This window comes from Micromonospora andamanensis, from assembly GCF_016863495.1.
GTDB classification, from domain to species: Bacteria; Actinomycetota; Actinomycetes; order Mycobacteriales; family Micromonosporaceae; genus Micromonospora; species Micromonospora andamanensis.
Window position 1 is genome coordinate 170,451 of sequence record NZ_BOOZ01000002.1, and the last position, 25,858, is coordinate 196,308.

Here is a 25,858-nt window from a genome sequence, read left to right on the forward strand (position 1 = left end):
GGCATCAGTCCGGCGAAGGTGAGAGTGTGTCCGCTGCGGCCCTTTGATCATGTCCGGGTCAGCCGTGTGCGCTGAACAAGCAGGGGAGCACCATGTCCCAGAACGGCAATGATCAGTCTCACCTGCGGATTGGTGGCTGGCTTCCCGGTTCGGGTCCCACCCCGCCTGCAGCCGATCAACCGGTCCCCGGCGCGCGGCATCGGCCCGCCAGAGCCGACCGACCGACCACACCGTCCGCACCGGCCACCGCCATCGCGTCGAGCGTCCGACGGCCGGGTGGCTTCGACGCGGGCCCGCCCACCGCCCCGGGCGACCAGGGCGCGATCATGGGCCGGGTCGCCCCACGGCGTACGCAGTTGCTTGGCGGTGTCGCCCTCATCGTCGTTACCGTGCTCGTCGGGGTGCTGACGCTGCGCGACGGGGCTCCCCAGGAGCCGATCCACGGCGAGTTCGTCGCCGGCATGCCCCTTCCCGACAGCGCAACTGACGACCCTGTCGACGGCGGGCCCTCCGGCCTCGACGGCACCGGATCCGACGTGCCCGGCGACGGAGCGGCTTCGCGTGACCCGAGTACCGACCCTGTCGTCCGGCCCGGCCTCAACCCGCGCGCCGACGGCGGCACCCCGGCCGACGCCGGCTCCGGCTCGACCAGCCCCGGTGATCCGCCGTCGCAGCCGGCCGGCCACGCCCCACCGGCCGCCCCGAACGCCCCCGCAGCACCCGGCTCCGCACCCGCCCGACCGGCCGGACCGGCGCTGGTCCCCGGTGCCCGTATCGGTCTGGAAGCTGCCAACTCGGCCGGACACCGGGTCCGACACGCCAACTTCCAGGCCCGGGTCGAACAGGTGAACGCCACAAGCAGCGCCGGTACGAAAGCCGATGCCGCGTTCATCGTCCGCTCCGGTCTCGCCCGCAGCGGCTGCGTCTCCTTCGAGTCGGTCAACTTCCCCGGCCTTTACCTACGACACTCCGAGTTCCGGGTGTTCCTGCACCGTGCCGACGGCAGCGCCCTGTTCCGCGCCGACGCCACGTTCTGCCCGGTCACCGGCATCGGCGGCCGGCACACCTCACTGCGGTCGCACAACTTCCCGGATCGCTACCTGAGCTACCACCGAAGCGCGCAGATGCGGATCTCCCCGATCGGCGACGGGGCAGGGCCCTCGACGGCCACCTTCCTGATCCGTCCCGCCCTGTAACCGGCCGTCCCGCCGCCGGGACGTGCGCGGTGTGCACAACCGCCGACGCAGGTTCGTGGCGGTCCCGGTGGCGATTCGGGCTGCCGTCGTTCGTCATCTCGGTGCGGGCACCGTGGCCCACACTGGGAGCGAAGGAGACAACCATGCGTTACGCGCTGCTGATTCACTACCGCGAGCCGGGCCAGGGCGAGCTGTCCGACGAGGTCGTCGCCGAGGCGCGGGCGGCCTTCGACGCGTACGGTCGGGCACTTGTGTCGGCCGGGGTCCTGCTGGCGGCCGACGTGTTGCAGCCGACCGCGGCCACGACGACAGTCACCCGTAGGGACGGTGACCTGCGCGTGCAGGACGGACCGTTCGCCGAGACCAGGGAGGCGCTGGCCGGAGTGTTCCTGCTCGACGTACCCGACCTCGACGCCGCGATCGGTTGGGCGGAGAAGTGCCCTGCCGCGCAGTGGGGCGTGGTGGAGGTACGCCCGAGCGCGACGGCGATCGTCGACGGGGTATGGACGAGCTGACCGTCAGCGACGGAGGGTGGGCAGCCGCGGCCGTCGCGGCCCGCGACAGCTATGGACGGCTGCTCGCCCTGCTGTCCGCGTCGACAGGAGACCTCGCCGCCGCCGAGGACGCTCTCGCGGATGCCTTCGAGCGGGCCCTGCGTTCCTGGCCCGGCCAGGGCGTGCCGGCGTCTCCCGACGGATGGTTGCTGACCGTCGCGCGTAACCGGCTACGGGACCTGTGGAAGTCGGCGCACTGGCAGCGCACCGGGCCGCTCGACGTCCAGCGGGACGCCCCCGTGCACCTCGACGACCTCGACCTGGACGCCATCCCGGACCGCCGGCTGGAACTGATGCTCGTGTGCGCGCACCCCGCGATCGAGCGCGCCGTGCACACCCCGCTCATGCTCAACACGGTGCTCGGCTTCACCGCCGACCAGGTCGGCCGGGTCTTCTCGGTGCCGACGTCGACGATGGCGACCCGCCTGGTACGCGCGAAGCGGCGCATCAAGGCCACGCGAATCCCGTTCCGGATCCCGGACCGCGGCGACCTGCCGGGGCGGATGACCGCGGTGCTGGAGGCGGTCTACGGGGCGTACGTCATCGACTGGACGACGACCGGACCGGAGGCCCGGCAGCTCCCCACCGAGGCGCTGCACCTCGCCGAAGTGCTGACGACGTTGGTGCCCGACGACCCGGAGGCGCACGGCCTCGCCGCTCTCGTGCAGCTCTCGTCCGCGCGTCAGCCGGCCCGTCTCGACGACCACGGGCGGTTCGTGCCTCTTGGCGAGCAGGACCCGTCGCGCTGGGACGACCGCCTGATCCGCCGGGCGTACGCGCACCTGCACGCCGCGCACGCGCGCGGGCAGGTCGGCCGTTTCCAGCTTGAGGCCGCCGTCCAGGCCGTGCACTGTGCCCGGCGCGAGACCGGCAGCACCGACTGGCCGGCGCTGCTGGAGCTGCACCGCGCGCTGCACGCGGTCGCGCCGTCGCTCGGCGGGGCGGTCGCCTACGCGGTCGCCACAGCCGAAGTCGACGGACCGGCGGCCGGGCTGGCCCGGCTAGACGAGCTGCTGACGGTCGCGGGCGACCGGACCCGCCGGTTCCAACCGGCCCGGGCCGCCCGCGCCCACCTGCTCGAACGGCTCGGCCGCCACGGGGAGGCGGCGGACGCCTACGCCAGCGCGATCGACCTCACCCATGACCCCGCCGAGCGGGCACACCTCCAGCACCGCCTTTCGCTCCTGCCGGGCTGAACAGTTCCCGCTGGCCTCGGCGATCAGCGGCGGGGCAGGGTGCGCCCGTCGGGCAGCGTACGACCGCTCAGCAGCGCCACGAGTGAGCCGCCGTCGGCGCGGACAAGCTGGCCCTGCCCCGTGCTCCAGGCGATGTCGGACGCCTCCAGCCGGACCCCTGTCACGTCCACCCCGAACAGGGCACCGTTGGTGGCGGCGAGGTGGTCGAGCACGGTGGTCACCGCCTCCCGTGGTGCGACCGCGGGCCGGCCGAGCGCGATCGTCACATCCAGCGAGTGGATGACGGCGTGGCTCAGGGCACCTGCCGCGCCGCCGCCCGGCGGCTGCCACACGTGCAGCTCCGGCGATCGAAGCTGGCCGAGAAGGTCGACGAGTGGCAGTGCGGCGTCCCGCGTCGCCACGGTGTCGGAGAGCACTGTGAAGTCACCGCCGGCCGCCGCCATCTCGGCGCCGAACTGCTCGGGGGTCAGCCGCACCGGCATCGTCACATGCGCGATGACCTGACGTACGAGCCACTTCTCGCACAGCGAGGGTGCGTCCCACGTCGCGACGGTCGCGGCGGCGAGAAGATCGGCGAGCCGTTCGTAGGTCGGTGCCACCCAGGAGTGCGGATCGGTCACTGTCGGTCTCCCTGCATGAGATGAGCGAGGTGTTTCTCGAGCTTGTCGAGGGAGGTGCGGAAGCCGGCTCGTGCCTCGGGCAGACGCATCGCCTCGGGTACGTGCCGTTGATGGATGACGACCGAGGTGGTGCCGTCGCCGAGGTCGGCGAGTGTGCTTGTGGTGTGCATCCCGCTGGCCGGCTCGATCCAGGCCAGCCGTTCGGGCGGCACCACCTCGGTGAACGTGGCGACCATCCGGTGGCTGCCGTTCGTCCCCAGCATCAGGGTCTCGAAACGGCCCCCCGGCCGGAGCTCGACGATGATGCCGTCGATCGGGGTGTCCATCCCGTGCGGGCCCCAGAACCGCGCGAGTTCGGCGGGCTCGGTGAGGCAGCGCCACACCAGCTCGCGTGGTGCCCGCAGCACCCGCCGGTAGACGAACTCGTCGTTCACCGGCCCGCACCCTGTTGCAGATCGGCGAGGCGGGTTTCCAGCCTGTCCATCCGTGCCGCCCAGGTGCGGCGGCTCTGCTCGATCCACGAGACGGCTACCGCCAGGGCCGCCGGTTCGAGCCGGCACGGCCGGGTCTGCCGGTGCCGCCCTCGGCTGACCAGACCGGACCGCTCAAGGACCCCGATGTGCTGTGACACGGCCTGCATGCTCATCTCGTACCGCTCCGCCAACTCCTTGACCGTCGCCTCGCCCGCGCTGAGCCGGGCGACGATGTCCCGCCTGGTGGGGTCGCTGAGGGCGGTGAACACCGCGTCAAGCCGTTGGTCCTCGGTGATGGATGCCATGACCCTTACTCAAGCATCTGCTTTATCAAGCGTCAACTAGAGAAAGTGGAGTCAGTTCACCCGGCTGGCCAGCGCTGCTGCATCGGTGAGAAGTTCGTTCAGCTCGTCGTCATTGACAGCACCGTTGCCCAAGATATTCAGGATCACGAGTCCCTGGATGCGTCCGGCCATCTGGGGGTCTATGGCCGTCTCGACATCGGGATCCACAGCGGCTCGAATCAGCGTCTCGGCTGCGTTGACGTCGATTTCCGGGGTGCCGGCGGGGGCTGCCGCTCGCATGTCGGCCACGAAGCGCATGACCTCGCCCGGGGATGTCCGCTCGTTGAAGCGCTTGTTGACTGCGAAGTAGAAGACCGCACCGAGGAGGGCTGGGAAGCCGTCCCAGCCGATCTCGTCGAGGCGAGCTTCGATTCGGTCGTTGGCCTCGTGATCGCCTCTGATCATCGTCCGGATGTACTCGACCATCTCAGGGCTGTTCATCAGATCGCTTCCTCTCGCGGTGCTTCTTCGCCATGTTCCAGATACCGCGGAGCCCCACGACGACCGCACCAGCAGCCATGATGACCGACGTCACCGGGTGCTCCAACTGAGGACGGTCCACCGGCGTGCCGGGGTCGGCAGCCGTCGTCGTCGTGGTGCCACCACTCGATCCCGAGCCCTTCAAGCCCTTTTGCAGCTCGCGAAGGCCGGTGGTGATCGCCTGTTCGGTCTGCTTGAGCGTGTCTTCGGTATCGTCCGCTTTCTTGACGTGCCGGCGGAGGAACGCCTCGCCTTTACGGCTGCGTCCCTCCGCCTCCTCAACCAGGCGGTCCCCGGAGGGCGAAGCCGCATCGTCTGGTTCGATGGGTGCGGCACCGGGGGCGATCGTGTTGGCGTACGTGGTGATGTGGCGGGCAGCATCGGCCAAGAGGCGGGCGTACCGGCCGGCTTTGTCTCGGGCCACCTCGGCGTCCGCGACGGCGGTGCGTAACCGATTGTCGCTGCTCCCGCGCTGCACTTCGACCAGCCGCGCCAAGGCCACTTCGGCGTCCGTCCGGGCGCGCAGCGCGGTGACCGCTGCGGCATCGAGCTTTCCGCGTACGGCGAGAAGCTGCGCGACCAGCTCGGCGATGCTGCCGCTCATCCGAGTCGGGTGAGGTAGTCGCCTGCGTGTTCGGCGGTGTCGTCGAATCGGCGGCGAGTCGGTTCGACCTCTGCCCTGGCGGCGGCGAGTGCCTCGTGGGTGGCCTCTACGTCTTCGTGTTGGCTGCCGCGCAGGATGGCGTTCGCCGTTCCGGTCGCCGCCTCGGCCTCGGAGGCGGCCTTGTCGAACACCCGTCGTCCCTGGCGCGCGGCTTCGACGGCGGCGCGCAGGGCCGCCTTCACCTCACCGACACTCATCGTGGCGGTCGATGCTCAGCCGAGGATGCCGACGTAGCGGCGGGCGGCCTCCGAGCTGCCCTGCACGAGGGTCATGGCCTCGGCCAGGCGTTGCTTGCTCTGCTCACCGCGTGCGATGGCTTCGGCGATCGCCGGATGGCCGGTGCCGGCGGCGACGGCACGTAGCCGGGCCAGCATCTGCTCGGTGTTCTCGGCGGCGGCGCGGATCTGGTTGATCGTCACGTTGCCCTGCTCGGCTGCCTGCATCAGTGCCGCCTTGACCTCTTCGATGCTGGCCATACTCTCCTCCGTCGACCGTCCGCGAACGTGGATCACGTCTGAGTAGTCGGACGGACACTATCGGAGATGAATGCGGCTCGCTGCCCGGTGGGCTACAGGTAGTCGGCGGCGGTTAATTCCACGTCGGTGATGAACGCTTCAAGCTGCGCTTCGCTGTGGTCGCGGTCCTGGAGCAACTTGCCGAGGAAGACGATCTGCATCTGAAGTGCCGTCTCCGGCTTGAGGTTCTCGATCAGAGTGGCCTCGCCGAGCGCTGCCCGCGCGAGTCCTTCCATTCCAGCGCCGGAAGCGACTACGCGTCGGGGAACTGTCACCGCCTCTCGGCTGCGAAGCGAGCAACGTCGGTCGGAAAGTGGCTGGCGGGGAAGCTTCTTCCGGACCCGGCTCGTGCAGCGCACTCGCTCGGGTAGTCGACGTGAGCGGCGACCGTCAATCTTGGACAGAAGTCGTTCGCGCGAAACGGGAACTGTCCAAGATCTCGGCGTGCTGCGGGCGGAGCGATCAGTGGTCGTTGCGGGTGGCTTCGATGAAGGTGGTCCAGGCGGTGGGGGTGAAGGTGAGGGCGGGGCCGTGCGGGTCTTTGCTGTCCCGTACGGCCACGACGCCGGGCAGATTGTCGGTGACCTCGATGCAGTCGCCGCCGTTGCTGCCGCTACGGGTGCTTTTGCGCCAGCGAGCGCCGGTCAGATCAGCCATGGTGGACCTCTCCGATGATCTTGTTGATGAGGTGCCTCGATTGTCCTCCATCGAAGGCGAGCTGATCCAGGCTCTTCCAGACCTTCTCGTAGGCAGCGAACTCTTCCGGCCGATCGAGGTAGAGCGCGCCAGTCCACGACTCGCTGTAGATCACAGAGGGCTCTGGCGTTGCCCGGTTGCCAAGCGGGAACTCCAGCATGACGAAGGTGCCAGCCTCGACACCCCTGTGTAGACCTGCTGACAACGGCAGAACTCGAACGTGCACGTTCTCCCGCTCGCCGACGTCGAGCAGGTGCCGTAGTTGCTCGACCATCGTCGGCCGGTCGCCGACGATCCGTAGCAGCGCGCCCTCCGAGATGACGACGTCCATCTCGGGTGCTGACGGCAGGCGACGTGTCAGCAGTGATTGTCGCTGGAGCCGCACCTGAACCAGACGTTCACGCTCGTCATCCGTCACCTCTGCGCGATGTTGGTAGACGGCCAGCGCATAGCTGCGGGTCTGTAACAGCCCTGGGATCAGGGCTTCGTCATACCTTCGAATTCGGCATGCGGCGGATTCGAGGCCGACGTACAGCTCGAACCAGTCGGGGATCGCGTCGCCGTAGGCGTGCCACCAGCCTTTCGCCTTTGTCTCGCCGGCCAGGGCGGTAAGCGCCCGGGTCAGTTCGCCGCGTGCGGCGTACAACTCGCACATGGCCCGGACGTCGACGCCGCGTACCGAGCCGAGGCCGCTCTCGATGCGCCACACCTTCTGCCGGCTGCATTCCAGGGCCTCGGCTGCGGCGTCGAGGGTCACCCCGGCCTCGGTGCGCAGGTCACGCAGTGCTCGGCCCAGTTGGCGACGGGGCACCGTCGACCCCATGTCATCGGCCACCCGGCTCTCCCTCCGGTCGATTTTTGCAACATCCCGGCGGCCGTTCTGCAACATGCAAGCGTTGCCCGCGAATAGCGGAACAGTTTGACGGGACATTCATTGCCATGGTCTCTCCGACCCTACAAGATGGAGTCGGCAAAGGCGATGAGCGTGGAATTCCCGTCGCCCGTGAATTGTCGAGACAATCTGTCACAGAGCAAAGGTGAGGTGCTGTCGTGCGTGCGTTTCTTCGGCATTGTCGGGCCGAGCCTGCCCATCCCCAGCGGATCAAGGACGCGCTGAAGAGCTGGCAGTCGAAGCTGGCCCGCGAGACGCAGGCGGCCCGCCGGTGACCCGCCGCTGGGTGGCGCACCTACCGTTCACCGCCGCCGATCTGCCCGCCGCCCGGCAGTTCGCCGGCACCCTGGCCCGCTCGCTGAGCTTCCTGTCCGAGGTGGACGCTGGTGAGACCACGGTCTCCGCCGAGGACGAGCAGGGCGTACGCCATCGGGTCTTCTGCGACCTGGCGTTGACGCACGGCCGGCGGTGCGGACGCCGGGCCGGCCACGACGGGGCCTGCGCGTGGCGGACTTCGCGGTGACCGCGGCGACCAGCATCGTCTGTCCGGACTGCGACGGCACGACGTTCACGCTGCTGCCGTGCCGGTGCACCAGCTTCGGTGACCGGTTCCTCGCCGACGACGCGGCGACACCCGTCCAGCGTGAGGCGTACCGCGACTGTGAGCAGTGCCGGGGGACGGGCAGTGTCGCGTACTCCTGTCATCGCTGCCGACGGCGCGGTCGGCGGCGGGCGCAGCTGGTGCTCAGCGTGGCCAACCTGGACACCGGCGCAGTCGCCTCCCACCGGGTGGTGCCCGGCGGCCTGGACCCGCAACCGGAGCCGTCCGGCGGCTGGGTGGTCCCGCTGGCTGACCGGGTACGCGAGCTGGCCGCCGCCGTCGGTGCAGCCGTTACCGGCGACGAGCCATCGCTGAGGCTGCCGGCGCAGTGGCGGCCCGACCTGCCGGCCGCGCGGCGACACGAGCTGGAGGCCCAGGCGATCGTGGGCCTGGACCACACTCCCTGGCGGCTGTTCGTCTGTCGGTCGGACGCCGCGCCGCCGGTCGATCCGGCCGCCCGGCTGGGGCGGCTCTGCGCGCTGGCCGACCTGCTCCTGCTCGACCTGGTGATCGACGCCCGCCAGCAGGGCGCGCAGGTCGACTGGAACATCCGCTACGAGGTGCCCGGCTCGCCGGTGCCGATGACCTGGCTCGGGCACGCCGACCTACCGGCGGCATTGGCCGGCACCGACGTGGCCGACGCGCTCGCCGGACTCACCGAGCGTGGCCGTAGCGCCCCCGCCCGGCTGCTGCACCTCGACGGGCCGCGCCCGCCCGCCGTGCCGGCCGTCGACGTGGACCAGCTCGAACGGCGCATCCTCGCCGACTGCGTCGACCCGAAGACCGGCGTCGAGCTGCCCGGCGCGCAGGCGCTCTGGCGCGACGGCTGCTGGTGGCATACCAGCCTGCGGGGCGGCGAACCGGTCGAACACCTGGTGGAGCAGCCCACCGGCCAGGTCGTCCGCCGGGTACGGGTGCCGCTGCGGCGGGGCTGCCCGCCACCCGATCCGCCGTGGCTCGGCCAGCCGATCGCCTGGCGGCGCTGCCCGGACTGCGTTCCCGGCAGCCGGCTGCGCAGCTGCGACTGCCGCCTCGGTGGCCGACCCGCCGACACCGACTGCGCGCACTGCGGCGGTGTCGGGATGCGGCCGTCCGCGCTGACCTGCCTCACCTGCTGCGGCACCCACCGGCTGTACGAGACGGTGCTAGTCACCCTGACGGACCTGCGGCACCGGGTGGTACACCTGGCCTGGCGGTCCGGCGTGCCGGAGGAGGCCACGCTGGTCGCCACGCAGCCCGGCGGCAAGCCGGTGGTCCAGCTTCCCGACCGCTACCGGCTCGGGTCCTGGGCACCCATCCTCGGGGTACGACCGGAGGACCTCGCCGAGGCCGACGGCGGCCACGAGATCGACCATGACCTGCGCGGTGGACATGTCACCCTGCCCTGGCCCGGGGCCGACCCGGTCTCCGAACATGTGCGTGCCGCCGGGCGGGGCCAGCCGGCCGCGCGGCTGATCGTGACGGCGGTACGCCCCGACGCCCCGCCGCTGGCCGAGCTGATTCGGCTCGCGCTCGGCCTCGACCTGGCGCTTGAGGTAAGCGTCTGCGACCTGCGGCACCACGCCGGTGACCCGCTGTGCCTGGACGGGGTGCGTTGGTCGGTTCATCTGCGCAGCCGCGCCGCACCGGTCCACCCGGACGAACTGCCGTACCGACCCAGCGTGGAGTCCGCCCTCGCCTGGTGCCGGGAGTGCCTGGACGACACCGTCGCGGCAGCAGTTCCCGCCGATCCGGCCGAGCCTGTCCCGGTGCCCCGGTCCGGGCCGCGGGACTTGGTCGCAGACCCGGTGCCGGTCCTGCTGCGGCTGGCCGCTCGGCACGCCCGGCAGACTCTGACCGTGCGCTTCACCCGCGCTGGCTGCACCCTGCACCGCCACGACGGCGACGGCGTACGTGTGGTTGCCACCGCCCCCGACCTGCACGATTTTGAGCGATGAGAAGATGAATGGAAGCGACCGGCCGTGGCACGGTGGGCGGGGAGGTGGCCGGTGAGCAGGGCGGTCGAGGAGACGAACCGGGCGATGCTGCGCGCTCGGGACGCCATGGACCGCGCGTACGCGCGACCGCTCGACATCCCCACACTGGCGAAGATCGCGCATGTCTCCGAGGCGCACTTCATCCGCACCTTCCGGGCCACCTTCGGTGAGACGCCGCACCGGTACCTGCAACGGCGTCGGGTGGAGCGGGCCATGTACCTGCTGCTGCACACCGGCCAGGATGTGACGGAGGTGTGCACGGCTGTCGGGTTCGGCAGTCTCGGGACGTTCAGTCGTACCTTCCGGCAGATCGTCGGTGAGTCGCCCACCGACTACCGCAGGCGGCGGACGGCGCCCGTCGCGCCGGTGCCGAGTTGCTTCACGAAGGCGTGGACCAGACCGAGCAGTTTTGGATAAGCAGCAGGTCAGGGCGTTGCATTAGCGTTTCGGGCATGACGATGAACGCGATCAGCCGCTCCCAGATCTACGTCCTCGACCAGGACGAGGCGCTCGACTTCTACATCGGCAAGCTCGGTCTGGAGCTGAACACCGATCAGGATCTCGGCTTCATGCGCTGGCTCACGGTGAACATCCCCGGCGACCGGCAGCGGGAGATCCTGCTGGAGAAGCCCGGCCCGCCGAATCTCGACCCGGCCACCGCCGAGCAGGTCCGGGAACTGCTCACCAAGGGCGCCGCTGGCGGCTTCCTCTTCATGACCACCGACAACGCCCAGAAGACGTACGAGGAACTTGTCGCCAAGGGCGTCGACATCACCGACGAGCCGATGGAACGGCCGTACGGCATCGACTTCGGCATCCGCGACCCGTTCGGCAACCGGATCCGGATCGGCCAGATGTTCGACAACGGTTGAGGGACGCCACGATGACCGAGGCGATAAGCGTCGACCGGCTGAGCGGTCGTGCCGGCTGGGACCGTCTGCTGGTGACCGGCGGTGTGCTCGCCGGACCGGTGTGGGTCACCGTCGCGTTGGCCCAAGGGCTGACCCGGGAGGCTTTCGACTTCCGGCGGCACCCGGTGAGCGTGTTGAGCACAGGCGAGCTGGGCTGGGTCCAGATCACCAACTTCGTCGTCGCCGGCCTGCTCTGCGTCGGCGCGGGGGCGGCCCTGCGCCGGGTCGCACATCCTGGCCTCGGCCGGCGTGCCGGCCCGTGGCTGATCGGTCAGTACGGTGTCGGGCTGGTCCTCGCCGGTGTTTTCGTCGCCGATCCGCTCGACGGTTTTCCGGCTGGCACTCCAGCCGGTCCCGGTGAGGTCAGCTGGCACGGTCTGGCGCACTTCGGGGCGGGTGCCGTCGCGTTCTCCGCGCTCATCGGGGCCTGCCTGCTGGCCGGGCGCCGGTACGCGCGGCAGGGTGAGCGGGGCTGGGCGGCGTACAGCATCGCCACCGGGTCGTTCTTCGCGCTGGCCTGGCTGGCGTTGATCAGCTCCGGTGGGCATCCGGTCGCGATGATCGGGTTCGGTGTCGCGGTCGTCGCCGGCTGGGCCTGGGTGTCCCTCACGCTGAACCAGGCGGAGTAGTCGGCGGGCCCGGCGTCGCTGGACGCCGGGCCCTTGACACCTCAGCGCCGCAGGTCGAGCCAGACCAGCCGGTGGTCGGAGGTGGGGAAGCCGCCCGGCAGGGCCGGGTCGTAGTCACCGACCAGGCGGAACAGCGGGTCACCCGGCACCGGCCAGAAGATGCCGGTGGCGCGGACCGGCAGGCCCCGGCTCGGCAGCACATAGTCGACCCGCAGGTTGCCGGGGGTGGTGTCGGCGAAGTCGGCGGTGTCGAAACGCGGATCGCCGCGGTGGTCGAGGTTGGCGCCGCCCTGCCGCCGGGCCGCGGCGGTACCGCCGGCGCTGGCCGGCGCGACCCGGTCGTTGACCCGGGGGTGGTCGAGCACCTGCTGCGCCGCGCCGGGCACGCTGTCACCGTCGTACGGGTCGGAGTTCAGGTCCCCGGCGATCACGAACGCCGCTCCCGGTCGCAGCCCGCCGCGCCGACCGTCGTCGTCGTAGATGTAGCCGGCCCGTCCGGGGGAGACGTAGTCGGCCCAGAAACGGATCTCGTCGTGGTTGCGGCGGCCGTTGCGGTCCTCCGGCCCGTCGAAGACCGGCGGCGTCGGGTGGCTGGCCAGCAGGTGCACGGTACGGCCGGGCAGCCGGATCGGCAGGTCCCAGTGGCTCTTGGAGGACAGCCGCACGTCGGCCAGCTCGGTCGGGGAGTACCAGTCGGCCGGCGCGGCTGTGGCCGGGTCGTCGGGCAGCAGCGCGCCGGGCATGTCCCGCCAGCGGAACGTCTGGAACGTACGAACACCTGCCAGGTCGATCGGGTACGCCGAGTAGACCGCCATGCCGTACTGGCCGGGGAAGAGACCGAAGCCGTAGGCGTCGTCGGGCCCACCGACGGTCCCGTCGTTGTTGAGATCGTGCCCGGAGGGGACACCCGTGTTCGACGGTGCCGCGTACCGGTACGGGTAGCGGATCGCCCGGGTGCCGTTGCGCGGCACGGAAAGATAGTTGTCCTGGAACAGCGCTAGCGCCCGCCCCTGCGGGTCATGGTCGAACTCGTTGATCAGCAGCACGTCCGGGCGTACCCGCTGGATCACCTCGGCGACGTTGCCGGCCTGGATGTTGTCCCGCCGGGACAAATCGGTGACCAGCCCGCCGGCCGTGTCCCGGTTCAGCGAGGCGTTGAACGTCGCCACCCGCAGCGCACCGCTCCGCTTCCCGCCCGGTTGCTGCCCACCCGCGGCGGCCGGCGAAGCCACCGCGACGGTCGTCGTCGCGGCGAGCAGCGCCGCCATGATCCCGGCGCACACCGTCGGCTTCGCACCCATCGACACCCTCCCGATCCACGATCAACGATCGCCACGCTACCGGGACCGCCATGACGCCAGGGTGAACCGTGGTCGACGATCAACCCATGCGCTCAGGATGGCTCATCCATGGCGTTCCTCCGCAGCCTCACAGTGGACCCAGGACGTCGTGTGGGTCCGCGTCCAGGGCGAGCGTGTCGAGTACCGCCAGGAGCTGGCGTTCCTCGTAACGGAAGTGGCTCTCCATGATGGCGGCGATCCCCTCGACGTGGCGGTCGAGTTCGGCCGGGGAGGCGGCCCGGTCCACGGCAGCCTGCAGCCCCGCGAGCAGATGCGCGATCATCGAGTGGTCCTGCTTCAGGTGACGCAGGGTGTCGCGCAGCTCCGGATGGGCGGCGGCGATCGCGGGGAACAGCTCGCGGTCCTCGCCCTCGTGGTGCCCGGTCAGCGCGGCACAGAAGCCGTGACAGAACAGCAGCAGATCACGGGTGGCGGGTTCCGCCGCCTCGCCACCGGCGAGTGCGCTGCGGGTCAGGCGCAGGGCTTCGCGCAGCCGATCGTGCACGCTGCGCAACTCGTGACTCCAGGCGACGAGCCTGGTCTTCTCGCCCTCAGACACAGGAGGGCGAAGGCAACGACAATGTCATCGTCGTGGTCCTTCGTGTCCGACGCCTCCATGCCTGACACGGTCTGCCACCGGCACGCGACGTTGGGACCAGGCTACCCGACGGAGCCGGCGACCGTTGCCCCCGGACGCACCGCCGGAGGCGCTGTCGAGCTGATCCGTCCGTGCTGTCAGGCGGGTCCGTCACCCGCCGCAGCCACCGCGATCCACTTGCGCCATCAGCTCGACAGCACCACACCTACCCCTGCTGCCCGGCCCCGCCCGAGGCAGAGCCATCCGGCCGAACCTTCCCCGGCGATGCGCCGTCAACGTGTCACTCGGGGACGCGGCGGTAGGCGCCGTCGCTGGCCGAGGTGGCCATCGAGGCGTACGCGCGCAGCGCCGCCGACACCGGGCGCTGCCGGTCCAGCGGCGTGTAGGGGCGGTCCCGCTTCTCCTGGGCGACCCGGCGGGCGTCCAGCACGTCGGCCGGCACGTTCAGCTCGATCGAGCGGGCCGGGATGTCGATGACGATCTCGTCGCCCGGCTCCACGAGCGCGATCAGCCCACCGGAGGCGGCCTCGGGGGAGGCGTGCCCGATGGAGAGCCCGGAGGTGCCGCCGGAGAACCGGCCGTCGGTGAGCAGTGCGCAGGCCCGGCCCAGGCCCCGTCCCTTGAGGAACGAGGTGGGGTAGAGCATCTCCTGCATGCCGGGGCCGCCCTTCGGGCCCTCGTAGCGGATCACCACCACGTCCCCGGCGACGACCTCCTTGGCCAGGATGGCGGTCACCGCGTCGTCCTGCGACTCGTAGACCTTCGCCGGGCCACGGAAGGTCAGGCACTCCTCGGGCACCCCGGCGGTCTTCACCACGCACCCGTCGGGGGCGAGGTTGCCGTGCAGGATGGCCAGTCCGCCGTCGGCGGAGTACGCGTGCTCCCGGTCCCGGATGCAGCCGCCGGCCGCGTCGGTGTCCAGCGACGACCAGCGGTTGGTGGTGGAAAACGGCTCGGTGGTCCGCACGCCACCGGGCGCGGCGTGGAACAGCTCGATCGCCGCCGGGGTGGCCGAGCCGCCGCGCACGTCCCAGTCGGTCAGCCACTGCGCGAGCGAGGGGGAGTGCACCGCGTGCACGTCCCGGTGCAGCAGGCCGGCGCGGTCGAGTTCGCCGAGGATGGCCGGGATGCCGCCGGCCCGGTGCACGTCCTCCATGTGGTACTGCGGCGAGTTCGGGGCGACCTTGGCCAGGCAGGGCACCCGGCGGGAGATCGCGTCGATGTCGGCCACGGTGAAGTCCAGCTCGGCCTCGCGGGCGGCGGCCAGCAGGTGCAGGATCGTGTTCGTCGACCCGCCCATCGCCACGTCGAGGGCGACGGCGTTCTCGAACGCGGCCCGGGAGGCCACCTCGCGGGGCAGCACCGAGGCGTCGTCGCCGTCGTACCACAGCTTGGCGATCTCCACAGCGGTGCGGCCCGCCTCGACGAAGAGCGACCGGCGCGCGGCGTGGGTGGCGAGCGTGGAGCCGTTGCCCGGCAGGGCCAGGCCGATCGCCTCGGTGAGGCAGTTCATCGAGTTCGCGGTGAACATGCCGGAGCAGGAGCCGCAGGTGGGGCAGGCGGACCGCTCGATCTCGCCGAGCTGCTCGTCGGTGACGGCCTCGTTCGAGGAGGCGATCATCGCGTCGATCAGATCGATCTTGCTGTGCACGATCCCCTCGATCGCCATCGTCTTACCGGCCTCCATCGGGCCGCCGGAGACGAACACGGTGGGGATGTTCAGCCGCAGCGCGGCCAGCAGCATGCCCGGGGTGATCTTGTCGCAGTTGGAGATGCAGACCAGGGCGTCCGCGCAGTGCGCGTTGACCATGTACTCCACCGCGTCGGCGATCAACTCCCGGCTGGGCAGGGAGTAGAGCATGCCGCCGTGACCCATGGCGATGCCGTCGTCGACAGCGATCGTGTTGAACTCCCGGCCCACCCCGCCGGCCTCGGCCACCGCGTCGGCGACCAGGCCGCCCATGTCCTTGAGGTGTACGTGACCCGGCACGAACTGGGTGAAACTGTTCGCGATGGCGACGATCGGCTTGCCGAAATCGTCGTCGGTCATCCCGGTGGCCCGCCAGAGGGCCCGGGCGCCGGCCATCGTCCGACCGTGCGTGGAGGTCTTCGACCGCAGCTCAGGCATGTGCACCAGTCTGACACCGTTGCGGCCGGCCGGACACGGGCGTCGTCCCGTGTCCCAACAGATGCACACCCGATCCCCACAGCGGGCATCGATCCGGCAGAGTTGAGGGCGTGCAGACACCCCCGGCCATGATCGGCGCTGCGGTGCTGAGCGCGCTGATCGCCCTGACGGCCGGCGTGTTGCTGGCCGCCGCCGTCCGGCGCCGGGCCACCCCGCACCGCCCGGCGTACGCGGTACTTGCCGTCGGTGGCGCGTTCGCGGTGGTGACCATGCTGGTCGGGGTGGTCGTCGCGGTGACCACGAGCGAGCACTGGGCACACGAGCAGCAGCAGCGCATCACCTGGGCGAATCTGGTGGCGCTCGGCATGGCCACCGGCGTGCTGCTGTTCTGCTTCGGTCTGCTCCGCCTGCCCGGGGTGACCGGTTCGGTGCCCTCGGCGGCCCGGCTCGCGCTGGATGGCGTGATCGTGGGCGCCGCGCTGTGGTTCGTCGGCTGGGTGCTGTTCTCCGAGCCGACCCGGCTGCTCGGCGACGCGACGCCGACGGCCTGCCCGTCGATCCTGCTCGCCTCGGTGAGCGCGGCGTTGAGTGCCGGGCTCTCCGCGATCATGGTGCTCCGGGCGCCCGCGCCCCGACGCTGCCTCACCGTGCTGGGCACCGGGATCACCGCCGTGTCGGTAGGTGGTCTGGGCGTTGCGGCCGGGCTCTGCCAGGCCGGGCCGGGGCTGGCGCTTACCGGTGCGGTGGTGCTCGCGGTGGGGCTGCTGATCACCGCGGTGGCGGCCTACCGGATCGACCCGCCGGGCCAGCTCGCCATCGACGTGATCCGCCACGACGGCGAGTACGCCTTCGTGCCGATGGGCGCGATGGCCGCGTCGGCGATGTACCACCTCCTCCAGGACGGCCGGTTCGACGGGCTGGCCATCGCCGCCGGCAGCGTCGAGGGGTTCGCCCTGGTCGCCCGGCAGTACCTCACCCTGCACGACGTGCGGGCCTACGCCCGCCGGCTGGCCGACCGGGAGGCGCACTTCCGGCAGCTCGCGCACACCGACGCGCTCACCGGCCTGGCCAACCGTCGTGGCCTGCTGCAGGCCCTGCACCGCGGCGCTGAGGAGCAGGTGCCGTGCGTGCTGCTCGGGCTGGACCTGGACGGCTTCAAGAACGTCAACGACATGCGCGGCCACGACGTCGGCGACGCGGTGCTGGCCGAGGTGGGCCGACGGTTGCGGGGCAACCTACGTCCCGGTGATCTCGCGGCCCGGCTCGGCGGTGACGAGTTCGCGGTGCTCATGCACGGTGGCGCGGCGGAGGCGGGGGTGGTCGCGGAGCGGCTGCTTCGGGTGCTCGGCGGCGCCTACGAGCAGCCCGATGCGCCGGTCTTCCTCTCGGTGAGCATCGGCCTGGCCGGCTGGGCCGACGAACCCGACGTCGAGCTGCTGCTGCGGCACGCGGATCTGGCGCTGCGCTACGCCAAGCAACGCGGCAAGAACCGGATCGAGCGCTACGACGGCGCGTACGACCGGCTGCTGCGCCGCCGTACCACGCTGGAGCACGAGCTGCGCGGTGCGATCGAGCGTGACGAGTTGCGGCTGGTGTTCCAGCCGGTGGCCTCCCTGCCGTCGGTGCGCCCGGTCGGCGCGGAGGCGCTGCTTCGCTGGCGTCACCCGGAGCTGGGCAACGTTCGGCCGGACGAGTTCATCCCGCTCGCCGAGGAGAGCGGGATGATCGCCAAGCTCGGTGCCTGGGTGCTGCACCAGGCCTGCTTTCAGCTGTCCCGCTGGCTGGCCGAGGGCCACGACGTCTGGGTGTCGGTGAACGTCTCTCCGCGCGAGCTGCACGCCCCCGAGTACGTGGTGCAGGTCGCCGAGGCGTTGCGCGCGCATCACGTGCCGCCGCAGCGGCTGGTGCTGGAGGTCACCGAGCACGCGGTCGCCACCGACCTCGATGAGCTGATCCGGCGGCTGACCGCGCTGCGGTTGACGGGTGTGCGGATCGCCCTCGACGACTTCGGGGCCGGCTACTCCTCGCTGAACCAGCTCCGCCGGCTCCCGATCGACATCCTCAAGATCGACCACGGGCTGGTGGCGGAGCACGAGCCGGTCCGGCCGGTCGGACGCGACGGCCCTGCCTTCGCCCCGATGGTCGACATCGTGATGCGGCTGGGTCACCAGTTCGGCTTGGAGGTGATCGCCGAGGGGGTCACCACGCCCACGGAGTTGGCCGCTGTGGTGGCGGCCGGTTGCCGGTTCGGTCAGGGTGCGTTGTTCGGCTGGGGCGTACCGGCCGAGCACCTGGAGGCGATGCTGGACGCGGCGACGTCGGCGGGTGCGCGTCCGGCCCGTCCCGCCGCCGGTGGCGACCCGCCACCGCGCCCCGTCGGGCCGCCGGTCCCGCGCCGGGCCGGGAGCGTCCCCGAGCAGGCCGTTCCGGGGCCGCTCGGCGCGCCGCACGATGACGCGCCGTCGTCCGTGAACCAAAATGTGGGATCAGTTGACTCATCGCGTGAGATGCGTCAGTCTTGAGCCCATGTCGTCGAACCGGTCGCTGCGAGTACTTACCTGAGCGCACTCTCCCTGACTGAGAGTGCGCTGGCCCCGTGCATCTGGCACGCGGGCCTTTTTCTTGCCGTCGAACCAATCGGAATGCCGGCCCCGCCCGCGTTCCACAGTGTGAGCAGCCCCACCCACTCCAGCCGAAGGCCAACCGCCATGACGAGACCCACGCCCGAGACTCTCGCCCACTCCGCCCGGCGCGCCCGTACCGCCGCCGAGGCACCGGGCGACGCCGACCACGCCCGCGCCGCCGCGCCGGCCGTCCCGGCGACCCGCCCCGCCCCGGCACAGGTGTCCGGTGCCGGCTCGCTGGTGCGCTCCCTGGAGGCACTCGGCGTAGACGTCGTCTTCGGCATCCCGGGCGGCGCGATCCTGCCGGCGTACGACCCGCTCTACGACTCGACCGTGCGGCACATCCTGGTCCGGCACGAGCAGGGCGCCGGCCACGCCGCCACCGGTTACGCCCAGGCCACCGGCCGGGTCGGGGTGTGCATCGCCACCTCCGGGCCGGGCGCGACGAACCTGGTCACCCCGATCGCCGACGCGTACATGGACTCGGTGCCGCTGGTGGCGATCACCGGTCAGGTGGCCCGCCCGTCGATCGGCACCGACGCTTTCCAGGAGGCGGACATCCAGGGCATCACGCTGCCGATCACCAAGCACAACTTCCTGGTGCAGGACGGCGGCGAGATTCCCCGGGTGCTGGCCGAGGCGTTCCACCTGGCCTCGACCGGGCGCCCCGGGCCGGTTCTGGTGGACATCCCCAAGGACGTTCTCCAGGCGTCGACGACCTTCGCCTGGCCGCCCGTCCTGGACCTGCCCGGCTACCGTCCGACGCTGCACCCGCACGGCAAGCAGATCCGGGAGGCGGCCCGGCTGATCAGCGGTGCCCGTCGGCCGGTGCTCTACGTCGGTGGCGGCGTGCTCAAGGCCGGTGCCACCGAGGGCCTGCGCAAGCTGGCCGAGCTGACCGGCATCCCGGTGATCACCACCCTGATGGCGCTCGGCGCGTTCCCGGACTCGCACCGGCAGCACCTGGGCATGCCCGGCATGCACGGCACCGTCGCCGCGGTCTACGGCCTGCAGAAGGCCGACCTGATCGTGGCGCTGGGTGCCCGGTTCGACGACCGGGTCACCGGGAAGCTGGACTCCTTCGCCCCGGACGCCATTGTGGTGCACGCCGACATCGACCCGGCCGAGATCGGCAAGAACCGGCACGCGGACGTGCCGATCGTCGGCGACGCCCGGCACGTCATCGACGAGTTGCTGGCCGCGGTCACCGCCGAACGGGCGGCGGGTCGGACCACCGACATCTCCGACTGGTGGACGCAGCTCGACGACCTGCGCGAGCGGTACCCGCTGGGCTACGAGGAGCCGTCCGACGGCACCCTCTCCCCGCAGTACGTGATCAAGCGGCTGGGGGAGATCGTCGGACCGGACGCGATCTACGTCGCCGGGGTCGGCCAGCACCAGATGTGGGCCTCCCAGTTCATCTCGTACGAGAAGCCGCAGACCTGGCTCAACTCCGGCGGCCTCGGCACCATGGGCTACGCGGTGCCGGCGGCGATGGGCGCCAAGGTCGGCAAGCCGGACACGGTGGTCTGGGCGATCGACGGCGATGGCTGCTTCCAGATGACCAACCAGGAGCTGGCCACCTGCGCCCTGGAGGGTATCCCGGTCAAGATCGCTGTGATCAACAACGGCAACCTCGGCATGGTCCGCCAGTGGCAGACCCTCTTCTACAACGAGCGCTACTCCAACACGGAGCTGGGCACCCACAAGCACCGCATCCCGGACTTCGTCAAGCTCGCCGAGGCGCTCGGCTGCGTCGGGCTGCGCTGCGAGAACGCCGAGGACGTCGACAAGACCATCGAGGCCGCGATGTCCATAAACGACGCGCCCGTGGTGATCGACTTCGTGGTCGGCAAGGACGCCATGGTCTGGCCCATGGTCCCCGCCGGCACCAGCAATGACGAGATCATGTTCGCCCGCGGCGTCCGCCCGACCTTCGACGAGGACGATATTTAATGACCATTCACACGCTCTCCGTCCTGGTGGAGAACAAGCCAGGTGTGCTGGCCCGGGTCTCCGGGCTGTTCTCCCGGCGCGGGTTCAACATCGACAGTCTCGCGGTCGGCGAGACCGAGAACCCGGACGTCTCGCGGATCACCATCGTGGTCAACGCGGAGTCCTCGCCGTTGGAACAGGTCACCAAACAGCTCAACAAGCTGGTGAACGTACTCAAGATCGTCGAGCTGGACCCGACCACCTCGGTGGCCCGCGAGCTGCTGCTGGTGAAGGTGCGCGCGGACCGCAACGCCCGAGGGCAGGTGCTGGAGTCGGTGAACCTGTTCCGGGCCCGGGTGGTCGACGTGGCCGCCGACACCCTCACCGTCGAGGCGACCGGCACCCCCGACAAGCTCGACGCGCTGCTGCGCGACCTTGAGCCCTTCGGCATCAAGGAGATGGTCCAGTCGGGCCTGGTGGCGATCGGTCGCGGTTCGCGCGCGATCACCGCCGGCCCGGCCCTGCGGGCCGCCTGACCCCATCCCGGCTCGGCTCCGCCTGACCGGGGTCAGCCACCAGCCACGACGGGCCGCTGCGGCCGCCGTACGAAAGGGAAGTCATGAGCGTTGAGGTGTACTACGACGACGACGCCGACCTGGGCCTGATCCAGGCGAAGAAGGTCGCCGTGATCGGTTACGGCAGCCAGGGGCACGCGCACGCGTTGTCGCTGCGTGATTCCGGTGTCGACGTGGTGATCGGTCTGCCGGAGGGCTCGAAGAGCCGGCCGAAGGCCGAGGAACAGGGGCTGCGGGTGCTCACCCCGGCCGAGGCGGCGGCCGAGGCCGACGTGATCATGATCCTCGCCCCGGACACTGCGCAGCGCCACATCTACGCCGAGTCGATCGCGCCGAACCTGGCCCCCGGCAAGGCGCTGTTCTTCGGGCACGGCTTCAACATCCGGTACGGGCTGATCAAGCCGCCGGCCGAGGTGGACGTGGCGATGGTCGCGCCGAAGGGCCCCGGTCACCTGGTCCGCCGGCAGTACGTCGACGGCAAGGGCGTGCCCTGCCTGGTCGCCGTGGAGCAGGACGGCAGCGGCAGTGCGTTCGCGCTGGCCCTGTCGTACGCCAAGGGCATCGGCGGCACCCGGGCGGGGGCGATCAGGACCACCTTCACCGAGGAGACCGAGACCGACCTCTTCGGCGAGCAGGCGGTGCTCTGCGGTGGCGCGGCGGCGCTCGTGCAGACCGGTTTCGAGGTGCTCACCGAGGCCGGCTACGCGCCCGAGGTGGCCTACTTCGAGTGCCTGCACGAGCTGAAGCTGATCGTGGACCTGATGTACGAGGGCGGCATCGCCCGGATGCGCTACAGCGTCTCCGACACCGCTGAGTACGGCGACCTCTCCCGTGGGCCCCGGGTCATCGACGGCCGGGTCAAGGAGGAGATGCGCAAGATCCTCGGCGAGATCCAGAACGGCGAGTTCGCCCGTGAGTGGGTGGCCGAGGACGAGGCCGGCCGACCAAACTACAACAAGTGGCGGACCGAGGGCGCGGCGCACCCGATCGAGGAGACCGGCGCGAAGCTGCGCGGCATGATGAGCTGGGTGGACCGGCCGATCACCGAGACCGCCTGAGCGCTTTTCCCAACGGCACCCGGACCCGGCGTTCTCCCCGACGCCGGGGCCGGGTGCCGTGCTGTCTCCGCTTGGCAAACGATCGTTAACACGCACGTCACGTCCGGTTTGTGAGGGCACTCACCCCACACTCCGGGGCACGCCGGGCGGCCCGCCCCCTACGATCGCGGGTAGGTGCTCCAGGCGGCACCTGACGGCCATGGCCCGGGAGCGCGCCGGGCGCAGCGCAGCGCCCAGCCCCCGGCCGACCGCTCTGACGACATCTACGAGGACCAATGACTCCTGTCGTACTGATCGCCGAAGAACTCGCCCCCGCCGCCATCGAGGTGCTCGCCCACGACTTCGACGTCCGGCACGTGGACGGCACCGACCGCCCGGCCCTGCTCTCGGCGCTCTCCGAGGCCGACGCCGTCATCGTCCGTAGCGCCACCCAGATCGACGCCGAGGCCATCGCCGCGGCCCCCCGGCTCAAGGTCGTGGCCCGCGCCGGTGTCGGTCTGGACAACGTCGAGGTGCCGGCCGCCACCGCGCGGGGTGTCATGGTCGTCAACGCGCCCACCTCCAACATCGTCTCCGCCGCCGAGCAGGCCGTCGCGCTGCTGCTCGCGGTCGCCCGCAACACCGCAAGCGCCAGCGCAGCGCTGAAGGCGGGGGAGTGGAAGCGGTCGAAGTACACGGGCGTGGAGCTGCAGGGCAAGACCGTCGGCGTGGTCGGCCTCGGCCGCATCGGCGTGCTCTTCGCCTCCCGCATCGCCGCGTTCGGCACCCGGCTCATCGCGTACGACCCCTACATCCAGCCGGCCCGGGCGGCACAGCTCGGCGTACGCCTGGTCGGTCTGGAGGAGCTGCTGCGGGAGAGCGACTTCATCTCGATCCACCTGCCGAAGACCCCCGAGACCGTGGGCCTGATCGGTGAGAAGGAACTGTCGATCGTCAAGCCGGGCGTACGGATCGTCAACGCCGCCCGGGGCGGCCTGATCGACGAGCAGGCCCTCGCCGACGCACTCGCCGAGGGCCGGGTCGGCGGTGCCGGGGTGGACGTGTACGCCAAGGAGCCGTGCACCTCCTCGCCGCTGTTCGCCTTCGACAACGTGGTGGCCACCCCGCACCTGGGCGCCTCCACGGCCGAGGCGCAGGACAAGGCCGGCCTCGCGGTGGCCAAGAGCGTGAAGCTCGCCCTGCAGGGCGAGTTCGTGCCGGACGCGGTGAACGTGCAGGCCGGCGGCGTGGTCGCCGAGGACGTCCGCCCGCTGCTGCCGCTGGCCGAGAAGCTCGGCCGCGCCTTCACCGCGGTGGCCGGCGGGGTCGCCGCCAGCGTCACAGTCGAGGTGCGCGGTGAGATCGTCGACCACGACGTCTCGGTGCTCAAGCTCGCCGCCACCAAGGGCCTGTTCAGCTCGGTGGTCGAGGAGCAGGTGACCTACGTCAACGCGCCCCACCTGGCCGCCCAGCGCGGGGTGGAGGTGTCGCTGACCACCCAGACCGAGACCGTCGACCACCCGGTGCTGGTCACCGTGCGCGGCGCGCTGCCCGACGGCCGTACGGTGAGCGTCTCCGGCACCGTCACCCAGGCCGGCACCCGCGACGTCATCAAGCTGACCGAGGTGGACGGCTTCGACGTGGAGATCGGCGCGGAGGGCATCCTGCTCTTCCTCCGCTACGCCGACCGTCCGGGCGTGGTCGGCACCGTCGGCACCCTGCTCGGTCAGGCCGGCATCAACATCGCGGCGATGCAGGTGGCCCGCCGGGAGGCAGGCGGTGAGACGCTGATGACCCTCACCGTGGATCAGGCGCTCGGTGCCGACCTGCTCACCTCGGCCGCCGACTCGATCGGCGCCACCTCCGCGAGCGCCGCCGACCTGCGCGACGAGTAGCCGACGCGACGCACCCCAGGCACGCCACGACGGGGCCCGGCCGAGGACGTCACCAGACACCCTCGGCCGGGCCCCTCGTCGTCCGACCGCCGGAGCCCGCGCCGGTCGGGCCTGTCCGCTCTGGCCCACAGCCGGCCCGGCGACGCCGTATCGCCCTGTCGCCGGGCCCGGCAGGTCGGTCAGCCGGGCAGCCGGACCCCGGGCGGCGGGTAGACCGAGCCGTCCTGGGCGTCGAAGAGCATCAGCCGGTGTTCGCCGGCCAGCCGTTCGATGTCCAGGAGCACCTGGTCCGGGCAGGCCGGGTCCAAGTTCAGCTCTATGTGGTCGGCTGCCTTGTGCAGCGGCGCGACAGCCCAGGGAGTGTTCGGGCCGGGCGGCTGGTCCGGGTAGCTGGCGATGAGCGCCCGGTAGAACCCCACACACCGTGGGTCCGGTTGACGCTCGTGGTGCCGGCCGTTGCGGCACTGCTGCACCGCCGCTCGTACGTCCTCGGGCGTCGCCCCGTCCGCCAGGGCCCACACGCTCAGATCGAAACTCACGGCGGACAGCGTGCCATCTGCGGTTCACCTTGTCGAAAACGGCCCTGCCCCAGGCAAACCGCCGGGGGTACCAGGATCGCGCAGATGCTCCCCTGTGGAACCCTTGCCGCGAAACGCGTCAATTCGATAGCGTACGAGTGCGGTGACCTGCCGAGCATGTGGCGCCGGCCCGTCTTCGGGTGGCGAGGTCGACGTCCGGCCGAGCGGCCCCGCACCCCTCGATTGCGCGAGCCACGCGCACTCGTCGCCGACCGGCCTCCACGGTCGTTGCCGCGACCGTGGAGGCCGATCGCTGTTTCGGCCGCCGAGCAGCCGCCCGACATCCCAGGTGACGGTCCGTTACCGTCACGAACCGTAACCGGCGGACGTTCGCACTGGTCAGCGGTGCGCGGCGAAGAGCACCCGGTAATCCGACCCGGGGCGGAACCAGGCCAACCCGGCCGCTCCGGCGGCGTACAGCGCGGTGGCGTAGGCGTCGGCGACCGCGAGGTCCGGGCCCACCACAGTGGCGGCGACCAACTGCCCGGCCGGCTCGCCGGTGTGCGGATCCACCACGTGGCCCTGCCGTCCGGTCACCCCGGAGGTGCCCACCGCGCCGGCCGTCATCTCCAGCAGCAGCGGCCCCCGGCCCCGGTCGGTGGGGTGATGTAGGGCGACCCGCCACGGGCCGCCGTGCCCGGCGTTGCCGCGTACCACCAGGTCGGCGCCGGTGAGCACCGCGTAGTCGTGGATGCCGGCGTCGCGCAACCGGGCGGCTGCCCGCTCGACCGCCCACCCGCCGAGCAGGCCGCCCGGGTCGAAGCCGCCGGGTACCGCCCAGGCGTCGAACCAGCCGTCGGTGGCCGCGCGCATCGCGGCGCACCTGTCCACCAGGTCGGTCAGCGGTGGGTACGACTCGGGGCTGATCTCACCCCGGCGCAACCGGGACACCAGGCTCTCCGGCCGGTTCGGGCCGTACGTGAGGTCGATCGCCCGTAGCTCGGCCACGGCGTCGCGCAGCGCCTCACCGGTGCCGCGCCGGCCCAGCCATTCGGGGGCGTTCAGCAACAGGGTGTACTCGGCGGTGGAGGTGCGGACGGTGTGCCGGACGGCGATCCGGTCCCCGGCGACCAGGTCAGCCCGGTCCGGCCGTTGCTCCCGGGCACCCAGTCGCAGGTCGGGCCGGCGGAAGCGAAAGACCGCCGGGTCCACCCAGCGGGTTCGTGGTTGCTCGTCGGTCCACATCGCGTCCGCCCCCTCCTCGGCGCGTGCCGCCCCCGTCGCGGCGCTCGCCCGGGCCCACGGCCCGACACGCTCACGCTAGGCAGCGGAGATGACCGACCCATGAATGCCGCCTGGGAAGCTGCTGTGTGTCACCGATGTCCCGAAAAGTGGAACACTCGTACCGGGGGGCGGGACGGCGGCGTACCGTCGAGCCATTCGAGCGAAGGAGCTGACGGA

General features: G+C 71.1%; 28 protein-coding genes. 13 read left to right on the forward strand and 15 right to left on the reverse strand.

The features are described 5' to 3' along the window. Positions 1-326: 326 nt before the first annotated feature. From Van01_RS01360 to Van01_RS01370, 3 genes are all read left to right on the forward strand, one after another. Complete coding sequence (locus Van01_RS01360) at positions 327-1,196, forward strand: AbfB domain-containing protein (protein WP_203998142.1); 870 nt, start codon at positions 327-329, stop codon at positions 1,194-1,196. 143 nt (positions 1,197-1,339) lie between these two features. Then, the gene (locus Van01_RS01365; RefSeq protein ID WP_203998145.1) at positions 1,340-1,711 is read left to right on the forward strand and encodes a YciI family protein; all 372 of its coding nucleotides are present in this window, start codon (positions 1,340-1,342) and stop codon (positions 1,709-1,711) included. Then, positions 1,699-2,946 carry an RNA polymerase sigma factor gene (locus Van01_RS01370; protein ID WP_203998147.1) on the forward strand — a complete coding sequence of 416 codons (1,248 nt, stop codon included), beginning with the start codon at positions 1,699-1,701 and terminating at the stop codon, positions 2,944-2,946. The genes Van01_RS01365 and Van01_RS01370 overlap by 13 nt, the downstream gene beginning before the upstream one ends. A gap of 23 nt (positions 2,947-2,969) precedes the next feature. Here Van01_RS01370 and Van01_RS01375 read toward each other — a convergent pair whose 3' ends face one another. The 10 genes from Van01_RS01375 to Van01_RS01420 all read right to left on the reverse strand — a co-directional run bounded on the left by Van01_RS01375 (position 2,970) and on the right by Van01_RS01420 (position 7,573). Beyond that, a complete protein-coding gene (locus Van01_RS01375) occupies positions 2,970-3,566 on the reverse strand; it encodes a maleylpyruvate isomerase family mycothiol-dependent enzyme (RefSeq protein ID WP_203998150.1) in 597 nt (198 codons plus the stop codon). Continuing rightward, positions 3,563-4,000, reverse strand: a complete 438-nt coding sequence (locus Van01_RS01380; RefSeq protein WP_203998153.1) for an SRPBCC family protein — start codon at positions 3,998-4,000, stop codon at positions 3,563-3,565. The genes Van01_RS01375 and Van01_RS01380 overlap by 4 nt, the downstream gene beginning before the upstream one ends. Continuing rightward, positions 3,997-4,344 (reverse strand): ArsR/SmtB family transcription factor, encoded by a 348-nt coding sequence (locus Van01_RS01385; RefSeq protein WP_203998156.1) that lies wholly within the window; start codon positions 4,342-4,344, stop codon positions 3,997-3,999. Before Van01_RS01385 ends, Van01_RS01380 begins: the two co-directional genes overlap by 4 nt. 51 nt (positions 4,345-4,395) lie before the next feature. Then, positions 4,396-4,824, reverse strand: a complete 429-nt coding sequence (locus Van01_RS01390; RefSeq protein WP_239098806.1) for a hypothetical protein — start codon at positions 4,822-4,824, stop codon at positions 4,396-4,398. Next, complete coding sequence (locus tag Van01_RS01395; protein ID WP_203998159.1) at positions 4,811-5,467, reverse strand: hypothetical protein; 657 nt, start codon at positions 5,465-5,467, stop codon at positions 4,811-4,813. Before Van01_RS01395 ends, Van01_RS01390 begins: the two co-directional genes overlap by 14 nt. Next, positions 5,464-5,724 carry a hypothetical protein gene (locus tag Van01_RS01400; RefSeq protein ID WP_203998162.1) on the reverse strand — a complete coding sequence of 87 codons (261 nt, stop codon included), beginning with the start codon at positions 5,722-5,724 and terminating at the stop codon, positions 5,464-5,466. Before Van01_RS01400 ends, Van01_RS01395 begins: the two co-directional genes overlap by 4 nt. Before the next feature lie 15 nt (positions 5,725-5,739). Then, positions 5,740-6,003 (reverse strand): hypothetical protein, encoded by a 264-nt coding sequence (locus Van01_RS01405; RefSeq protein ID WP_203998166.1) that lies wholly within the window; start codon positions 6,001-6,003, stop codon positions 5,740-5,742. 92 nt (positions 6,004-6,095) lie between these two features. Continuing rightward, positions 6,096-6,278 carry a hypothetical protein gene (locus Van01_RS01410; RefSeq protein ID WP_203998168.1) on the reverse strand — a complete coding sequence of 61 codons (183 nt, stop codon included), beginning with the start codon at positions 6,276-6,278 and terminating at the stop codon, positions 6,096-6,098. 226 nt (positions 6,279-6,504) lie between these two features. Continuing rightward, on the reverse strand, positions 6,505-6,699 hold the full coding sequence (locus Van01_RS01415; protein WP_203998171.1) for a DUF397 domain-containing protein: 195 nt from the start codon (positions 6,697-6,699) through the stop codon (positions 6,505-6,507). Further along, positions 6,692-7,573 carry a helix-turn-helix domain-containing protein gene (locus Van01_RS01420; RefSeq protein WP_203998919.1) on the reverse strand — a complete coding sequence of 294 codons (882 nt, stop codon included), beginning with the start codon at positions 7,571-7,573 and terminating at the stop codon, positions 6,692-6,694. The genes Van01_RS01415 and Van01_RS01420 overlap by 8 nt, the downstream gene beginning before the upstream one ends. 328 nt (positions 7,574-7,901) lie before the next feature. Between Van01_RS01420 and Van01_RS01425 the strand changes: the two genes are divergently transcribed. From Van01_RS01425 to Van01_RS01445, 5 genes are read left to right on the forward strand one after another with little or no spacing between them, the layout of a single operon-like run. Then, positions 7,902-8,153, forward strand: a complete 252-nt coding sequence (locus tag Van01_RS01425; RefSeq protein ID WP_203998174.1) for a hypothetical protein — start codon at positions 7,902-7,904, stop codon at positions 8,151-8,153. Continuing rightward, a complete protein-coding gene (locus Van01_RS01430; protein WP_203998177.1) occupies positions 8,135-10,168 on the forward strand; it encodes a hypothetical protein in 2,034 nt (677 codons plus the stop codon). The genes Van01_RS01425 and Van01_RS01430 overlap by 19 nt, the downstream gene beginning before the upstream one ends. A 51-nt stretch (positions 10,169-10,219) precedes the next feature. Then, positions 10,220-10,624 carry a helix-turn-helix domain-containing protein gene (locus Van01_RS01435; protein WP_203998180.1) on the forward strand — a complete coding sequence of 135 codons (405 nt, stop codon included), beginning with the start codon at positions 10,220-10,222 and terminating at the stop codon, positions 10,622-10,624. A gap of 35 nt (positions 10,625-10,659) precedes the next feature. Next, a complete protein-coding gene (locus Van01_RS01440; protein WP_203998183.1) occupies positions 10,660-11,079 on the forward strand; it encodes a VOC family protein in 420 nt (139 codons plus the stop codon). Positions 11,080-11,090: 11 nt separating this feature from the next. Further along, positions 11,091-11,747 carry a DUF998 domain-containing protein gene (locus Van01_RS01445; RefSeq protein WP_203998186.1) on the forward strand — a complete coding sequence of 219 codons (657 nt, stop codon included), beginning with the start codon at positions 11,091-11,093 and terminating at the stop codon, positions 11,745-11,747. Between the two features lie 41 nt (positions 11,748-11,788). On the opposite strand, the gene Van01_RS01450 is transcribed toward Van01_RS01445, so the two are convergent. From Van01_RS01450 to ilvD, 3 genes are all read right to left on the reverse strand, one after another. Further along, positions 11,789-13,048, reverse strand: coding sequence for an endonuclease/exonuclease/phosphatase family protein (locus Van01_RS01450; protein ID WP_203998189.1), 1,260 nt, complete (start codon positions 13,046-13,048; stop codon positions 11,789-11,791). Between the two features lie 127 nt (positions 13,049-13,175). Then, positions 13,176-13,646 (reverse strand): hemerythrin domain-containing protein, encoded by a 471-nt coding sequence (locus tag Van01_RS01455; RefSeq protein WP_203998192.1) that lies wholly within the window; start codon positions 13,644-13,646, stop codon positions 13,176-13,178. Positions 13,647-13,965: 319 nt separating this feature from the next. Beyond that, positions 13,966-15,813 (reverse strand): dihydroxy-acid dehydratase, encoded by a 1,848-nt coding sequence (gene ilvD, locus Van01_RS01460; protein WP_203998194.1) that lies wholly within the window; start codon positions 15,811-15,813, stop codon positions 13,966-13,968. Positions 15,814-15,923: 110 nt separating this feature from the next. Between ilvD and Van01_RS01465 the strand changes: the two genes are divergently transcribed. The 5 genes from Van01_RS01465 to serA all read left to right on the forward strand — a co-directional run bounded on the left by Van01_RS01465 (position 15,924) and on the right by serA (position 23,879). Continuing rightward, positions 15,924-18,335, forward strand: coding sequence for a putative bifunctional diguanylate cyclase/phosphodiesterase (locus Van01_RS01465; protein ID WP_203998197.1), 2,412 nt, complete (start codon positions 15,924-15,926; stop codon positions 18,333-18,335). 186 nt (positions 18,336-18,521) lie between these two features. Continuing rightward, positions 18,522-20,393, forward strand: coding sequence for an acetolactate synthase large subunit (locus Van01_RS01470; protein WP_203998200.1), 1,872 nt, complete (start codon positions 18,522-18,524; stop codon positions 20,391-20,393). Next, positions 20,393-20,908: an acetolactate synthase small subunit gene (gene ilvN, locus Van01_RS01475; protein WP_203998215.1), complete on the forward strand. Its 516-nt coding sequence runs from the start codon at positions 20,393-20,395 to the stop codon at positions 20,906-20,908. Before Van01_RS01470 ends, ilvN begins: the two co-directional genes overlap by 1 nt. Before the next feature lie 83 nt (positions 20,909-20,991). Then, positions 20,992-22,005 (forward strand): ketol-acid reductoisomerase, encoded by a 1,014-nt coding sequence (ilvC, locus tag Van01_RS01480; RefSeq protein ID WP_203998218.1) that lies wholly within the window; start codon positions 20,992-20,994, stop codon positions 22,003-22,005. 275 nt (positions 22,006-22,280) lie between these two features. After that, on the forward strand, positions 22,281-23,879 hold the full coding sequence (serA, locus tag Van01_RS01485; protein ID WP_099847216.1) for a phosphoglycerate dehydrogenase: 1,599 nt from the start codon (positions 22,281-22,283) through the stop codon (positions 23,877-23,879). 179 nt (positions 23,880-24,058) lie between these two features. Here the strand turns inward: serA and Van01_RS01490 are convergent, their stop codons facing one another. Both Van01_RS01490 and Van01_RS01495 read right to left on the reverse strand, forming a co-directional pair. Further along, entirely contained in the window at positions 24,059-24,418 is a 360-nt protein-coding gene (locus tag Van01_RS01490) for a hypothetical protein (RefSeq protein ID WP_203998221.1), read from the reverse strand. Between the two features lie 378 nt (positions 24,419-24,796). Further along, entirely contained in the window at positions 24,797-25,642 is an 846-nt protein-coding gene (locus Van01_RS01495) for an FAD:protein FMN transferase (RefSeq protein ID WP_203998224.1), read from the reverse strand. Positions 25,643-25,858: the final 216 nt, after the last annotated feature.

Coding starts and splice junctions, on each gene's coding strand:
- Van01_RS01360 (WP_203998142.1), top strand. CDS start 327: ATGGGCCGGGTCGCCCCACGGCGTACGCAGTTGCTTGGCGGTGTCGCC.
- Van01_RS01365 (WP_203998145.1), top strand. CDS start 1,340: ATGCGTTACGCGCTGCTGATTCACTACCGCGAGCCGGGCCAGGGCGAG.
- Van01_RS01370 (WP_203998147.1), top strand. CDS start 1,699: ATGGACGAGCTGACCGTCAGCGACGGAGGGTGGGCAGCCGCGGCCGTC.
- Van01_RS01385 (WP_203998156.1), bottom strand. CDS start 4,344: ATGGCATCCATCACCGAGGACCAACGGCTTGACGCGGTGTTCACCGCC.
- Van01_RS01390 (WP_239098806.1), bottom strand. CDS start 4,824: ATGAACAGCCCTGAGATGGTCGAGTACATCCGGACGATGATCAGAGGC.
- Van01_RS01395 (WP_203998159.1), bottom strand. CDS start 5,467: ATGAGCGGCAGCATCGCCGAGCTGGTCGCGCAGCTTCTCGCCGTACGC.
- Van01_RS01400 (WP_203998162.1), bottom strand. CDS start 5,724: ATGAGTGTCGGTGAGGTGAAGGCGGCCCTGCGCGCCGCCGTCGAAGCC.
- Van01_RS01405 (WP_203998166.1), bottom strand. CDS start 6,003: ATGGCCAGCATCGAAGAGGTCAAGGCGGCACTGATGCAGGCAGCCGAG.
- Van01_RS01410 (WP_203998168.1), bottom strand. CDS start 6,278: ATGGAAGGACTCGCGCGGGCAGCGCTCGGCGAGGCCACTCTGATCGAG.
- Van01_RS01415 (WP_203998171.1), bottom strand. CDS start 6,699: ATGGCTGATCTGACCGGCGCTCGCTGGCGCAAAAGCACCCGTAGCGGC.
- Van01_RS01440 (WP_203998183.1), top strand. CDS start 10,660: ATGACGATGAACGCGATCAGCCGCTCCCAGATCTACGTCCTCGACCAG.
- Van01_RS01445 (WP_203998186.1), top strand. CDS start 11,091: ATGACCGAGGCGATAAGCGTCGACCGGCTGAGCGGTCGTGCCGGCTGG.
- Van01_RS01450 (WP_203998189.1), bottom strand. CDS start 13,048: ATGGGTGCGAAGCCGACGGTGTGCGCCGGGATCATGGCGGCGCTGCTC.
- ilvD (WP_203998194.1), bottom strand. CDS start 15,813: ATGCCTGAGCTGCGGTCGAAGACCTCCACGCACGGTCGGACGATGGCC.
- Van01_RS01470 (WP_203998200.1), top strand. CDS start 18,522: ATGACGAGACCCACGCCCGAGACTCTCGCCCACTCCGCCCGGCGCGCC.
- ilvN (WP_203998215.1), top strand. CDS start 20,393: ATGACCATTCACACGCTCTCCGTCCTGGTGGAGAACAAGCCAGGTGTG.
- ilvC (WP_203998218.1), top strand. CDS start 20,992: ATGAGCGTTGAGGTGTACTACGACGACGACGCCGACCTGGGCCTGATC.
- serA (WP_099847216.1), top strand. CDS start 22,281: ATGACTCCTGTCGTACTGATCGCCGAAGAACTCGCCCCCGCCGCCATC.
- Van01_RS01495 (WP_203998224.1), bottom strand. CDS start 25,642: ATGTGGACCGACGAGCAACCACGAACCCGCTGGGTGGACCCGGCGGTC.